The organism is Roseibium denhamense (assembly GCF_009711415.1).
Classification (GTDB): domain Bacteria; phylum Pseudomonadota; class Alphaproteobacteria; order Rhizobiales; family Stappiaceae; genus Roseibium; species Roseibium denhamense.
Genome location: NZ_SMLZ01000091.1, coordinates 24,782 through 38,487, shown reverse-complemented (window position 1 = coordinate 38,487; position 13,706 = coordinate 24,782). Strand labels below are relative to the sequence as shown.

The 13,706-nt window shown below is 56.7% G+C and carries 14 protein-coding genes; 7 read left to right on the top strand and 7 right to left on the bottom strand.

Annotated elements, in window-relative coordinates:
• The first annotated feature begins 351 nt into the window (after positions 1-351).
• The 5 genes from E1180_RS04180 (at position 352) to mgtE (ending at position 5,954) form a co-directional block, all read left to right on the top strand.
• Positions 352-1,716 carry a circularly permuted type 2 ATP-grasp protein gene (locus tag E1180_RS04180; protein ID WP_425280891.1) on the top strand — a complete coding sequence of 455 codons (1,365 nt, stop codon included), beginning with the start codon at positions 352-354 and terminating at the stop codon, positions 1,714-1,716.
• 8 nt (positions 1,717-1,724) lie between these two features.
• Positions 1,725-2,675, top strand: a complete 951-nt coding sequence (locus E1180_RS04175; protein ID WP_155189824.1) for an alpha-E domain-containing protein — start codon at positions 1,725-1,727, stop codon at positions 2,673-2,675.
• Between the two features lie 13 nt (positions 2,676-2,688).
• A complete protein-coding gene (locus E1180_RS04170; protein ID WP_155189823.1) occupies positions 2,689-3,519 on the top strand; it encodes a transglutaminase family protein in 831 nt (276 codons plus the stop codon).
• 78 nt (positions 3,520-3,597) lie between these two features.
• Positions 3,598-4,329 (top strand): proteasome-type protease, encoded by a 732-nt coding sequence (locus tag E1180_RS04165; protein WP_155189822.1) that lies wholly within the window; start codon positions 3,598-3,600, stop codon positions 4,327-4,329.
• A gap of 200 nt (positions 4,330-4,529) precedes the next feature.
• A complete protein-coding gene (gene mgtE, locus E1180_RS04160) occupies positions 4,530-5,954 on the top strand; it encodes a magnesium transporter (RefSeq protein ID WP_155189821.1) in 1,425 nt (474 codons plus the stop codon).
• 8 nt (positions 5,955-5,962) lie between these two features.
• On the opposite strand, the gene E1180_RS04155 is transcribed toward mgtE, so the two are convergent.
• The 3 genes from E1180_RS04155 to E1180_RS04145 form a co-directional block, all read right to left on the bottom strand.
• Entirely contained in the window at positions 5,963-6,877 is a 915-nt protein-coding gene (locus E1180_RS04155; RefSeq protein WP_155189820.1) for a hypothetical protein, read from the bottom strand.
• A 126-nt stretch (positions 6,878-7,003) separates the two neighbouring features.
• Positions 7,004-7,777: an ATP12 family chaperone protein gene (locus tag E1180_RS04150; RefSeq protein ID WP_155189819.1), complete on the bottom strand. Its 774-nt coding sequence runs from the start codon at positions 7,775-7,777 to the stop codon at positions 7,004-7,006.
• Positions 7,777-8,457: an HAD-IA family hydrolase gene (locus E1180_RS04145; protein ID WP_155189818.1), complete on the bottom strand. Its 681-nt coding sequence runs from the start codon at positions 8,455-8,457 to the stop codon at positions 7,777-7,779. Before E1180_RS04145 ends, E1180_RS04150 begins: the two co-directional genes overlap by 1 nt.
• Before the next feature lie 408 nt (positions 8,458-8,865).
• Between E1180_RS04145 and E1180_RS04140 the strand changes: the two genes are divergently transcribed.
• Together E1180_RS04140 and E1180_RS22030 are read left to right on the top strand one after the other, a co-directional pair.
• On the top strand, positions 8,866-10,227 hold the full coding sequence (locus tag E1180_RS04140; RefSeq protein WP_208996925.1) for a DUF2778 domain-containing protein: 1,362 nt from the start codon (positions 8,866-8,868) through the stop codon (positions 10,225-10,227).
• A gap of 134 nt (positions 10,228-10,361) precedes the next feature.
• Positions 10,362-10,532, top strand: coding sequence for a hypothetical protein (locus E1180_RS22030; RefSeq protein WP_196220519.1), 171 nt, complete (start codon positions 10,362-10,364; stop codon positions 10,530-10,532).
• Here E1180_RS22030 and E1180_RS04135 read toward each other — a convergent pair.
• From E1180_RS04135 to E1180_RS04120, 4 genes are all read right to left on the bottom strand, one after another.
• Positions 10,529-11,314, bottom strand: a complete 786-nt coding sequence (locus E1180_RS04135; RefSeq protein WP_155189817.1) for an inositol monophosphatase family protein — start codon at positions 11,312-11,314, stop codon at positions 10,529-10,531. The genes E1180_RS22030 and E1180_RS04135 overlap by 4 nt on opposite strands.
• Before the next feature lie 29 nt (positions 11,315-11,343).
• Positions 11,344-12,366, bottom strand: a complete 1,023-nt coding sequence (locus tag E1180_RS04130; protein WP_155189816.1) for an RluA family pseudouridine synthase — start codon at positions 12,364-12,366, stop codon at positions 11,344-11,346.
• A 123-nt stretch (positions 12,367-12,489) separates the two neighbouring features.
• Positions 12,490-12,873 (bottom strand): fluoride efflux transporter CrcB, encoded by a 384-nt coding sequence (crcB, locus tag E1180_RS04125; RefSeq protein WP_155189815.1) that lies wholly within the window; start codon positions 12,871-12,873, stop codon positions 12,490-12,492.
• A complete protein-coding gene (locus E1180_RS04120) occupies positions 12,870-13,658 on the bottom strand; it encodes a sterol desaturase family protein (RefSeq protein WP_155189814.1) in 789 nt (262 codons plus the stop codon). The genes crcB and E1180_RS04120 overlap by 4 nt, the downstream gene beginning before the upstream one ends.
• Positions 13,659-13,706: the final 48 nt, after the last annotated feature.

Sequence of the window (13,706 nt, the reverse complement as noted above, 5' to 3'; positions counted from 1 at the left end):
CCGAGCCGCTGCGCCCTGCCCCGTTAAATAGGACTACATTTCAGTGCCGGGATTTTGAACATATGGCCCCGCGCCGATCACAACGGCCGTTGAAGCACCGCACACAAAGCGGTTAAGACAGCGCGATCCGCATCCTGCCAACGCTGCGGCCAAGCCAATTCTAGCAACAAAACATCTAGGGGCTAAATTGCCTATTTTTTTGGCGAGGACCGCCAATAGATTGACCTTGGGTTGTTTTTCAGCTCCTGCCATGTTTGCATCGATAGAAAAGGTAAGCAGAATGGGGGGGCAATGTCAGACACGCGTACCTTCTTCAACGAGATGTTGGACGAAAACGGCGCACCACGGGAAATGTATGCGAGGCTTTCCCAATGGCTTGAGGACAAACCCTCAAATTTCCTGACCAAAAAAAGCCGGGACGCGGAAACGGTCTTCCGGCGCCTCGGGATCACTTTCGCCGTTTATGGCGCGGAAGAAGCGACCGAACGCCTTATTCCGTTCGATCCGATCCCACGGATCATTTCAGCAAGCGAATGGCGTCGCTTATCGGCAGGGATCGATCAAAGGGTCCGGGCTCTCAACGCTTTTCTGCACGACATTTATCACCGGCAGGAGATATTGCGGGCTGGCCGGATCCCGGCGAATTTGATCCTGCAGAACGAAGCGTTCCTTCCGGAAATGGTCGGCTTCACTCCGGCGCGCAAAGTCTATTCCCACATCATCGGGACTGATCTGGTACGGGTGTCGGCAGACGAATTTTACGTGCTGGAAGACAATACCCGCACCCCCTCCGGCGTCTCCTACATGATGGAGAACCGCGAAACGATGATGCGGCTGTTTCCAGAGCTCTTTCAGACTCACCGAGTCGCAGCTGTCGAACAGTACCCGGAACTGCTCCGCCAGACGCTGGAGAGTGTGACACCCGATCCGGCGAAGTCTGACCAGACCATCGTTGTGATGACGCCCGGCATCTACAACTCTGCCTATTTCGAACATGCGTTTCTCGCCGATTCCATGGGCGTCGAGCTGGTTGAGGGGCCGGATCTGTTCGTCGATTCCGGCAAGGTGTTCATGCGCACGACACGCGAGCCCAAACAGGTCGACGTGATCTACCGGCGCATTGACGACGCGTTCCTGGATCCCCTTACCTTCAATCCCGACAGCATGCTTGGGGTGCCGGGACTGTTCGATGCCTACCGGGCAGGAAACGTGACGATCTGCAATGCGCCTGGAACCGGTATTGCCGATGACAAGGCGATCTATGCCTATGTTCCGGACATCATCGAGTTCTATACCGGCCAAAAGCCAATCTTGAACAACGTGCCGACCTGGAACTGCTCCCGGACCGATGATCTGGCTTACGTTCTCGATAATCTCGAAGACATCGTGGTCAAGGAAGTCCACGGATCGGGCGGCTACGGCATGCTGATCGGCCCCACGGCCTCAAAACGGGAAATCGCCGAGTTCAAGAAAATTCTGGAAGCAAATCCGAGCAACTACATCGCCCAGCCGACGCTGGCCTTGTCTGCATGCCCGACCCATGTCGCCTCCGGGATTGCACCCCGCCACGTCGATCTGCGGCCGTTCGTGCTGATTGGTGACCAGGTGCGCATCACCCCCGGAGGGCTCACTCGCGTGGCGCTCAAGAAAGGCTCGCTGGTTGTGAATTCCAGCCAGGGCGGCGGAACAAAAGACACTTGGGTGCTCGAGGATTAAGGCTGATTATGCTTGGAAGAACTGCATCTTCATTGTTTTGGATGTCCCGGTATCATGAAAGGGCTCAAAACGTCGCCCGCCTCCTGGAAGTTGGCTATCGAGGGGCGATCATGTCCCACACGGGGCAGGCCGACGGCACGCATTGGCAATTCGCACTGTCCTGCTCTGGCTGCCTGGACGGTTTCAGGCAGAAGTATGAGGAACTCAACACCCGCAACCTTACAAATTACATGGTGTTCTCAAAGGACAATCCTTCGAGTGTGCGCAACAGCCTGGAGCTGGCCCGCAATAACGCGCGCGCTGTGCGCACGAGCTTGACGGCGGAACTGTGGGAAGCGATCAACACAACATGGATCGACTTCTGTGAGCACACCCCTCAATCGGTGACGCCGGACCGGTTGCCGGATTTCCTTGCCTGGGTCAATCAGAGGGCCCATCTTTTTCGCGGCGCATTGTTGAACACCGTCCTGCGGAATGACGGCTATTGCTTCAGCCAGATGGGTAATTTCGTTGAAAGGGCCGACAACACTGCCCGTATATTGAACACTCAATATTGGGTCCTACTGCCCGACAGTGATGTGGTCGATGACGGAAATCTTGACCGGTACCAATGGTCGGCAATCCTAAGAGCGCTTTCCGGGCGCCGCAGCTACCGTTTCGCTTATCCGGATGCCCGTTTGAAAGCCTTCAATATCGCCGAGTTTTTGATCCTCAGGACGGAAATGCCGCGCTCATTATCACACTGCTATGATTGGATTGCTGATACGGCCGATGATCTTGCCACAATATACGGGGCAAGCGAACCGAGCCTTGAGCTGGCAAAGGAGATTTGCGCCGACCTTTCCAAGATGGAGATGCGTGAGATCTACCAGCAAGGTCTTCACGAGTTTCTCACCGACTTCACGGGCCGCAACAACCAATTCGCCCACATGCTCTGCGAAGACTACAATTTCGCGTAAATTCAGGTGCTGCATGCGATTATCCATTCGTCACACAACCCGTTACCGCTATGACACTCCCCTGGCAAATGCCATGCAACAATTGCGGCTGACACCAGTCGATGGTCCAGCGCAATCGGTTATCGAGTGGACAATTGTTACCCCGGGCATAGAACGGGCCACGACCTATCAGGACGCTTTCGGCAACCGGGTGCATATGGTGTCCGGTGGCAGCGGCGATCTTATCGAAGAGGTCGAGATTACGGCCCATGGCGTTGTTGACACCAACGATACCAGCGGTGTTCTCGGACATGAAAACGGCACCGGCGTTCCAGCGCGGCTCTACACGCGCGTGACGCCCCTCACTCATGCCAACCAGGCCATTCGCAAACTCGCAGCCCATGCTGACACTCACGACAAGATCGCAGGCTTTCATGCCTTGATGCATGCCATCCGGGACAAGGTAGACTACAAGGTTGGCGTGACCGAAACCCATGCCACCGCAACAGCCGCCCTCGCCGCTGGCGAAGGCGTTTGTCAAGATCATACGCATATCTTTATTGCAGCCGCACGGTCCATCGGCGTGCCTGCGCGCTATGTTTCAGGCTATCTTTTGCTGGAGGATGAGCAGGAGTCTGAAGCCCATCACGCCTGGGCTGAGGTTCTGATCGACGGTCTCGGATGGACTGGTTTCGACATTTCCAACGCAATGTGCCCGACTGACCGCTATATCCGCTTGACGACCGGCCTGGATTCGCGTTCCGCTGCTCCAATCAGGGGAATCCGGTTTGGCGGCCTGGAAGAGAACCTTCAGGTCGAGGTCGATGTCGTTCAGGCTGCACTGCAACAGCAGCAGCAGCAGTAGCTGTCATCGGTTGGTCGCGAGGCTGGAGTTCACTGGTGGGCGCCGGCATCCGCCGGAATGCATCTCAGGGGCTGTTAGATGACCTATTGCGTCGGATTAAAACTGGACCGCGGACTGCTGTTTGCGTCCGACACCCGGACCAACGCCGGTGTTGACAACATTTCGACATTCAAAAAACTGCACGTTTGGGAAGAGCCCGGCGAGCGGGTCATCACATTGCTGTCTTCAGGAAACCTGGCGGTTACCCAGGCCGTCGTGTCGCTCATCAGCGAACATATCACCTCTGGTGAGAGTGACCGGGTGACGGTTATGACCGCCAAAACCATGTTCCAGGTCGCCCGCTTGGTTGGCAGCGCTGTGCGCGAAGTGAAAACAATTGACGGCGAAGCCCTGGCAGCCAGTGCCGAAAACTTCTTCGTCACCTTCATTCTGGGCGGCCAGATCAAGGGCGAAGAACCGAGGTTGTTTCAGGTTTACGCCGCCGGCAATTTCATTGAAGTCTCGTCCGATACACCGTTTCTGCAGATTGGCGAACACAAGTACGGCAAACCCATACTCGATCGTGTGACACGATCCGACATGCGCCTTGGCGAGGCGGCGAAGCTGGTTCTGTTGTCGTTTGACTCCACCTTGCGATCCAACCTGTCGGTCGGAATGCCGATCGACATGCTGCTTTATAACACAGACAGTTTCTCTACCGAACGGCAGGTCCGGATCGATCAGGACGATCCCTATTTCCAAAAGCTGTCTCGCGGCTGGTCGGATAAATTGCGGGAAGCCTTCGCGGACCTGGATGAGTTTGACGTTTGAACCGCTGCCTCTATTCGCTTGATGACCCGTTCCGGGTTCAGCGGAATGACATATATTTCAATTAGAGCATCGGGCGTTTAGTCCGAAACGCCAAATGATGCTCGGCCAGTCAATAATCGACCAGCTTTGGGCGGCAAGTCGGTCCCGATTTACTGCCCGCTGATCTCGAAGCGGTCCGGCCTTTCAGGAGCCCACGTCTCATGAACCAATCCAGTGCCGCCCTCGCCGATGAAACCTTGACCTGGACCCGCGAGCCGGCGCAGGAGCCACTTGCCTCCAACGATGAGGCCCTGCGGTCCATCCGCGATTTGATCAAGGCCGGCAAACGCCAGGAATTGGTGGATCTTCTGAAACGCTGGGACCCGGTCGATGTCATGCAGTTGCTAACCCGGCTGCGCCTGAAACAGGCCCGAAAGCTGTTCAAATGGCTGCCTGCCAATCCGTCTATCAAGGTGATTGCCGAACTGCGTCCCGAGTTCCGCTCCATCTTGATGGAAGAATCAACGCTGGAACAGTTCCGCGACATTCTGGCCGGGGTCGACCCGGAGGATGCGGTCGAGATCCTGAACGAGTTTCCGGACGATGTCGCTGAGGAGTTGATTGCACGCTTGCCCGACGTGGAGGACATCGGATCACGCGGAACCTATGCCGATGACACGGCCGGCCGCGTAATGGCACGCAAGTTTGTCGCCTTGCGCGAGGACTGCACGGCCGGGGAAGCCGTTAGCCAGATGCGCGCCGAAGCAGACCGGATCCGGAAGATCTTCACCGTTTATGTCACTGACGCCGATGGAAAGCTGACCGGAACCGTGGAAGTCGGCAAGCTGCTTCTGGCGCCGAAAGACGCTCCCCTTCGCGATTTCATGAACCGTGACGTGATTGCGGTTTCCGCTGATATGGACCAGGAGGAAGTGCTGCGCCTTGCCAGAAAGCGGGACATGCGCACAGTGCCGGTCATCAGCCCGGATGGCCATCTTGTCGGACGGATCACCCCGAAACAGCTCACCCGCATCGCATCGGATGAAGCCAATGAAGACATGCTGCTCATGAGCGGTGTGTCCGCCGAAGCACGTTCGGACGACACGGTGTTCCGGATTGTACGCGGACGCTTGCCCTGGCTCTTGGCGGGCCTGGTCGGCGCGAGTGTCGCAGCAACCGTCGTCGGCTCTTATGAAGATCAGTTGGCGGAGGCAGCGATCCTCGCAGCCTTCATTCCCGTAACCATGTCAATGGCTGGCAATGCCGGCCTGCAAGCCTCTGCCGTTGCTGTTCAAGGGATTGCCACAGGCGCGCTATGGTCGGGCGATATCTTTTTCCGGCTCTTCAAGGAATTAATCGCCGCGCTGTTTAACGGTGCCATTGCCGGCACGATCCTTGGCGGCCTGGTGCTCGGCGCCTCGATGTTCATTCCCCTGGAAGAGCCGGTCCGCCTGGCAATCGCGACTTCTCTCTCGCTCCTCTGCGTGACCACTTTGGCTGCCATGGTCGGCGCGACCATTCCCATTATTCTGGACAAGATCGGCATAGACCCGGCCATGGCCATCGGCGTCTTCATCACCTCGTCGAACGATGTTCTGGGTGTTCTGATCTTCTTCCTGATGGCAACAACATTCTATCTGGGATGAGCAAACCTTTACTGAGGATTGCTCAAGATGATGTTTTTAACCTCATCATTGTTTATCAGGAACTGTTCCTGCTCGAGTGTGCGTATTGCCCGCGCCTTTCTGTTTTCCGTTGATGCACGGCTCGGAGACGGAAGGCGCAAAATCTGTTCGCGATTGATAACCTGAAAGCTTTTCCCATCGTCCACGTCGACAGTGAACAAGAGCTGATGCGTATCTACGCGTCCCGCCGATACCTTGGCGCTGGCATTTGTCAGGTCCGCTCTGCTGAGTTCAATCGAAGGCGAAACGCTGCCACTTATCGTGGTCGTAAACTCGATCCTATCGGTATAGGCATTTACAGTAGTTACGCTGCGGCTGATGTTGAAAAACGTATTCAGAACTTCATACATCCCGATTTCACCTGAAATCGGATAAAAGATATTGCCGCCTTGTTTTTTGCTGGTGTCCGAACAGTCGACTTCGTTGCTGAGTTCGCTAACTGTTTCCGCAATCGTGAACTTCCGCTCACCGATGCGCTGAAGACCGTTTTCTGTTCCAATTGTCAGGCCGAGAGTGCCATCGGTAAATGGAAATGAAAATTTCAGTTCCCCGTTTGCACCGTTTGTCTCCTGGACAAAAAACCTGAATGCAAATGCAAGCACCGTATCTTCGTAGGCTTTCCATGCACCCTGAAGGTTTCTTGGCAGCGATCCAATCGAGATATCTGCTACTTCTACTTCGTTTCTCTCAATTCTCTGTGCCAAGGCAATTTCATCGGCACCACCGGTTTTCAATTGCTGAACAATGATGTCTTCCAGTGCGTCCACTGTCTCACATCTAATTTTTTGCATAATCTGAAAAGAGTCGATTGTAACATCTTCAACCAAGGGATGATGTGAGCAGCTTCCAAAAACCACGCATAACAATACCGCCGTATTCCGCATTTGCCCCTCCAAATTTCTATTCAAAGATGCATAATGCAGGAAGCGTCACCTAAGGTAAGCGACAGTTAATAATTTATTAAGACCTGTTGTAAAAATGAAACACGGGGTTAGTCCCCTTAACAGCCATCAACCGTTTCTCAAGATGAATGCTGCCGCGTCGAATTCCTTGCGCTTGTAGGTGCGGATCTGTTGCGCCTCGGCGTCTTTGCCCCACCGCTCAATGTTGAAATCCTCTTCCACATGCGCTGCCGACCAGACTGTGTCTGCATCCAGCCGGCCTTCTTTCAGGGCAAGCGCAAGCAGTGCCGACCCGGTGAGGCTGGTGACCGTGTGCAAGGCGGCCAGCCGCAAAGGGCTTTCGTTTGAAATCCGGACCCGGCAGGCCGAAAGAAGCGCCTCCGGCTGCGGCTTGTGCATGATGCCTTCGATGAGCACAAACCGGCCTCCAAGAAGATCGCCCGCCCATTCGACAACCGGATCCCACGTCTGGCGCTGCGCCTCAACAAGGCTCTCCGGTTCGTCCGCCCGGTAGCAAAGCGCATCATTTCCGGCAAACTTGGTCACATCATCAGCCACCTCGTCGAACCGGACCGAGACAGCGTCTTGCGCGGAATTGGCGATCCGCGTCAACGGCATGGCTGCGGGATTTACTTCCTTCTCCTGCGCCTCCCATTCGGCGGCGACCGCCATGCCCAGAACCTCGTTTGGCAGCAGAAGCGTTGCCCTTGCCGGCGTCTTGACCGGACGGCCATCCAGATGAACGGCATGCCCGCCGTCCATGGCAACCGCGACGGCCTGCTTGTAGAACCGCTTGGGCAATTCGCGCTTGGAAAGTTCCCTGGCGCGCTGCTCCGGGTCCTTTGCAGCGTCCTCATGCAAAGTCTCAAGAAAATCACGCATCAGACTGTTTCCTTGTCGTTAATTAGAAGTTGATCAAGCGCAGCATCGAGCTGATGGAATTGATCAACAATCCGGTCTGCGCCGCCTTCTTCCAGACGGGCACGCTCATGGTATCCCCAGGTGACACCGACCGCATGCGCCCCTGCAGACTTGGCCATTGCCATGTCAAATCCCGTATCGCCTATAACGGCAGTCCGGTGAGGGTCCACACCGGCCTCTGCCATGGCGCGCAGCACCATGTCGGGATGCGGTTTGGAAGGCGATGTGTCAGCTGTTTGTATCGTCATGAACCGGCCATGCAGGTCATGGCAATCCAGTACATGGTTCACGCCGCGCCGCGCCTTGCCTGTGGCAATGCCGAGCAAGACATCGTCCATGGCATGAAGACGTTCAATTGCCTCTTTGGCACCCGGGTAGAGCGGATCCCTGTCCTCGCCGGACATCCGGCGCGCGACCTTTGACTGCCGGTAAGCCTCGGCCATGACAGGTACCTTATCGGCGTGCTTAGGACCGACAAGATTGAGAAAGGCCTCTTCAAGGGAGAGGCCGACAATGGAGAGCGCCGTTTTCCGATCCGGCATCAGCAAGCCTACGGCGTCAAAACCAACCGTGAGGCCATGGAAAATCGTATCCTGGCTGTCGACCAGAGTGCCATCGACATCGAATATGATCAGATACATGAACTGCCTTGCCCGCGCGCTGGTTGCTGATGCCCCGCATGTGCCGGGTTTTGACTGTCCGGTCAAGCGGAGGAGAGGCCATCAGCGCCGGACCCTATTGATATTTTCACAGAGCCAATTTTTTCCGCTCCGGCAGAACTTGCCGCCGTCATCCACATTAACCTTGAGAACAAGCTTGCATCTTTGGATATCCGTGCTTTGCAACGGGCGCCCGAATTTAGCCTCTTTAAGGTGATTTACGCCACATCACAGGACGTAGAACACCGTCGTAAACCCTCTGGTTACCATAAACGGTCATTCTGCAAATCTTGGGTGGGCACGAACGTTTGGGGCAAGTTTGCCGCCAGATACTGCGCGTAACCGACACGCAGCCATGACAGCTGCGGGCAACAGGACCGTTTTGTCTTTATGAAGAAACAAAAGCAGCCAGCCGGGGTGACGCCCCGGTCGACCGCACGGGCAAGTCTGTTCGCAGCCGGCTTGAGTGTAACCGGGGCCTCCGCCCTGTTTGCAGCCGTAACCATGACCGTCGGGTTCATGAGCTCCGGCCTGCCCGAAACGCACGCCGGACACACCCAGCAGACACCGGCAATTGTGAGACTGGCGACGCCAAAACTGCCTGCCACGGAGCCGGAACAGTCCCAACCAGATGCGCAAAGCGCCGCGGCAAAGGCCGCAGCCGAGCTTGCACAAGTGCAGCCGGAGGCAGTTCCGTCCAGCGCCCCTACAGATCTTGCCAAATTACCCACCGGACCGTCCGAACAGGAAAAATTGGCGGCAAGCCGTGGTCTCGCGGAAGGTTTGGCCCGTCTTAAGCTCGCTAGAAACCTCCAAGCGGCACAGGCAGTAGCCTTGAAACGTGAGCAGGAGGCGGCCCAGCTTGCCTTGGCAGCCGTTCAGACCCGTCCTTCGGATTCGGATGAACCAGCACAAGGCGTCACACCTCAGGACACTTCGATTTCCGGAGCAGCTCCCGTCACGCTGGCAGCGCTGCCGGGTAATGCCGCTCCGGCAGCCGCTCCCATCCGCGTCCCGTTGGACGTAACCGCCGGACCGCAGGCCGTCATAGAAAGTGTTGCGCCGCAGCTAGAGACCCCGCAACAGCCAAGCCTTGAAATTGCAGCTGCGACCCCAGACCTCATTCCGGTGCCGGATCTGCGTCCAAGACCGCTTGTACGCACCAAACCGGGCGCGATCAGCAAACCAGCTCAATCCGAGCCGCGGCAATCACAGGGAACCGTTCTATCCTATGCCAATCCGGGACTTCCGGAAAAAGAAGAGAGGGGTGTCTTCAGCGGCATTGGAAAGCTGTTTTCCGGCCCGAGGGGACTTGGGCCAAACAACAAAGTCGCGATTTACGATATCAGCGCGTCTACGGTCCACATGCCGGATGGCAGCAAACTCAAGGCAAATTCCGGTATTGGCCACCGCATGAACAATCCGAAGTATGCCTACGTGAAAAACCTCGGTCCGACACCGCCGAATGTCTACAAACTGCGGATGCGCGAGCGGCGCTTCCATGGGGTCGAAGCGATCAGGATGCTCCCCTACGATGTTGCGGCCATGCGCGGGCGGGACGGCATGCTGGCCCACTCGCCTCTGCTGCGCAACAGCAAGGGCTCACATGGATGCGTCGCCTTTACCCATTACAACAAGTTTCTGAACGCGTTCAAAAAGGGCAAGGTCGAGACGATGATTGTCGTGCCCAACATGAGCGCACTGCCCAAATATGTGGCGATGTACAACGAGCGCAAATACGCTTCGCGGTAGCACTCTTGTTGTCGGAAGGCCGATTGGGTATGGGTTGGGCATTCAATCGCCCGCTGATCGGGTGTTGAGCGGTCGAGCATCTTCGGGCGTTTCTGACAAACACCCGATGCTCTAACCCCGACCCGGAGCCTTCCTTGACCAAAATCATCGCTTTATTTCTGATCCTGGTCGCGGCGATCCAAGTGATCAAACCGCTCGGCTGGCCGGGCTTGAAGAAAAGGTCGGACGCCTGGAAGCTGGCGGCAGGCGTCGTTGCCGTCACACTGGCTTCGGTCATCGTGACAGCCCTGTTCCAGGGCATTTAAACCTGGATTTTGAGCCGGGCCAGGACGTCTTCGTGAAGATCCGGGCAGCCTGAAGCCACAATTGCCCCTCGCGAAGACAACGACAGGGGTGCACCGCTCCAATCCGTAATGCACCCGCCCGCCCCCGCGACAACCGGGACCAATGCGCATATATCGAATGGTTCAAGATCTGGGCCGTTCAAACAAACGTCCACCATCCCGCGGGCCAATGCGCCATAGGCCAGACAGCCGCCATCAAATCCCGTCATAACGCCCCTGCCGTTGAGGGCATCAAAGCCCCTGCGGCTCTCACCGCTGAACGAATTTGGGTTCGCAAGCGCCAGGACTGCATGGTCCAGGGATAAATTTCTGCGGCTCGTGAGGGGTTTGCCATTCAAGGTCGTGCCAAGTCCAATGATCCCGCAGTAACGGAAATGCCCCAGCGGGTGATCAATGACACCGAGAACAGGCGTGCCCTTGTAGCAAAGGGCAATCAAAACGCCGAAATTGAGCAATCTTGCTCCGAATTGACGGGTGCCATCGATGGGGTCCAATACCCACACATACTCGTTTCCGATCGATTGTTCGCCAAACTCTTCGCCTAAGATGCCGTGATCGGGATGGTGTTCTGCGATTAGCTTGCGGAGTTGGCGTTCGACATTTGTGTCCGCCTCGGTCAGGGCCGAACGGTCTTCCTTGTACGAAACGGCTCCCTGACCAAACCAGGCCGCCCGCACGATCTCGCCAGCCGCATCGGCCAGCAGGTTTGCCGTCTGAGCGAACTTGGTCAACCGTTCAATCATTTCCAAGCTCAAATAGATGCGGAGATCGCTTACCGCTTGATGATGTTTTCATCCGGATCATCAGCCTCAGGGTCATAGTCGGATGCATCGAAACCCAGAAGGTTCCAGGTCTGCTGCATGTGCGGCGGGAGAGGCGCCGACACATCAATCATGCCGTTCCCGGACGGATGCGGAATGACAATCCGCCGGGCCAGGAGGTGCAAGCGGTTTTGTATGCCGCCCGGCAATTCCCAGTTCTCGATATTGAAGTATTTGTCGTCGCCAATGATCGGATGTCCGATATGGGCTGCGTGCGCGCGGAGCTGGTGCGTCCGTCCGGTAACCGGCTTCATGGTCACCCAGGACAGCTTCTGGCCGGATTTTTCAAAGACCGAGTAAAGCGACACCGCATGTTGGGCATCATCCGCCCCGCCCTGCCGGACGATTTGCATGCGCTCTTCGCCTTCATCCCGTGCCAGGAACGTTGAAATCCGGCCCTGATGCGGTTTGGGAACACCTGCAAGGATTGTCCAGTAGATCTTGCGCGTGTTGCGATGGCGGAAGGCCTTGGTGAGCTCCTGCGCCGCCTGCCGGGTCCGGGCAACCAGGATGATCCCCGATGTTTCACGGTCAAGCCGGTGAACAAGGCGCGGTTTCTGGCCTTTCTTGTCGGCGAATGCCTCCAGCATGCCATCGAGATGGCGCTTGAGCCCGGAGCCGCCTTGAACCGCAAGGCCAGCCGGCTTGTTCAGCACCATGACCTGATTGTCTTCATACAGCATCATGTCTTCGATGGCCTTGCGGTCATCGGCGATGAGCTTGGTCGATTTCGGTTTTGCGTTCTTCTTGTCGTCCGCAGGCAGCTCGACACCCAAGGGCGGAATGCGGATCACCTGCCCTTTTGCGATCCGTGTGTTGCTTTCCGCGCGCTTGCCATCCACCCGCACCTGCCCGGTGCGCAGGAGTTTTTGCAGGCGGCCGAAGCCAAGGCCTGGATAATGTGCCTTGAACCAACGGTCGAGGCGCATGCCCGCCTCATCGGCGGCCACTGTTTTTTGTTCAATCGCGGACATGTCTGATCTCGTTCAGCTGCAGTATGAAACGACTGCGCGTGCCGGGAACCGGATACTCATTGCGGCCCCCAAAATAGTTCCGCTGCGTATAGGCTGTATCCGGCCGAAAAGAAAGAGGCACCGTTAAGAATAGGCATGCCGCATAAGGGCGAGACCCGCAAACACGGCCGCGATCGACAGGCACACCGACGCCAGCACGTAAATCAGGGCGAGATGTGTGTCACCGCGTTCCCACAATACGGACGTGTCCAGTGAAAAAGCCGAAAAAGTGGTGAAGCCGCCAAGCACACCGGTTGCGAAAAAATACCGGACGTCCTGCAGGCCCGCCGCCTCGTGCTTAACAAGCCAGCCAATGAACAGCCCCATAACAAGTGAGCCGATGACATTGACCGAGAGCGTGCCGGCGGGAAAACCGGGACCGAACATCCGCAACGTCATGAGCGAGACCAGGTGACGCGCACCGGCTCCAAGGCCGCCCCCCACCATGACCAGAAGCAGGTGCTTCATTCGCCCGGGGCCGTTTTCTTGGCGCCTTGCTCCTGCCCCATCGTTTCAAACACTTTTACCTGACCATCGTATTTCGGATCAATCGTCCCGCACACCCGGTCCCAGAAGGAAAAGAAGTTTGCGAAATTATATCTGAAACGCGAGTGATGCTGGTCGTGAAAGGTCACGCAAACCATCGGTGATGGCATCCGGGAGAGCGGCGATGCGTAAAACTCGAAACCGGAATGCCCGATGGTCCCGTTGAAGTGGTCCCAAAGCCGGTGAAGGATCAAGACTTCGACCGGGATCGGCAGGATCAGGACCGCCCATAGATAGTAGCTCTGCATCACGAAAGCATCGACCAGATCGTCCGAATAGGTGCTCCACACGGTTGGGGCAACCGATCTGTGATGTTCGGCATGAAACCGGTACATCAGCTTCGTATGCATGAAGCGGTGCGCCCAGTAAAACCATGTGTCGAATGCAATGATCGAGATGACGAACATCAGGATCACCGACCACCAGGAGAGTTCGAGTGGTGCAACAAAGGTCCAGCCCTTTAGGGACAAGAGTATGCCCCCGGCAAGGCAACCTGCTGTCACGGTCAAGGACCAGACGCTCGCCCGGATTTCCTTCCACATGCGTTTTTCACCGCGCCGGTGCGGCTGGATGCGGCGCTCCGGATGGCGGTTTTGAATTTTTACCAGCACCCACCCCGTCGCGAAATACAGGAATACATTGACCGCGTAGACTGCCGCGTAGATCGGCAGAAACTCCAAGAAGACTGTCAGCGCCTGTTCGAGCATGAGCTAAGAATGTCCAGTTTGTCGGTTGGCTGACACGGAGCGTGCGGG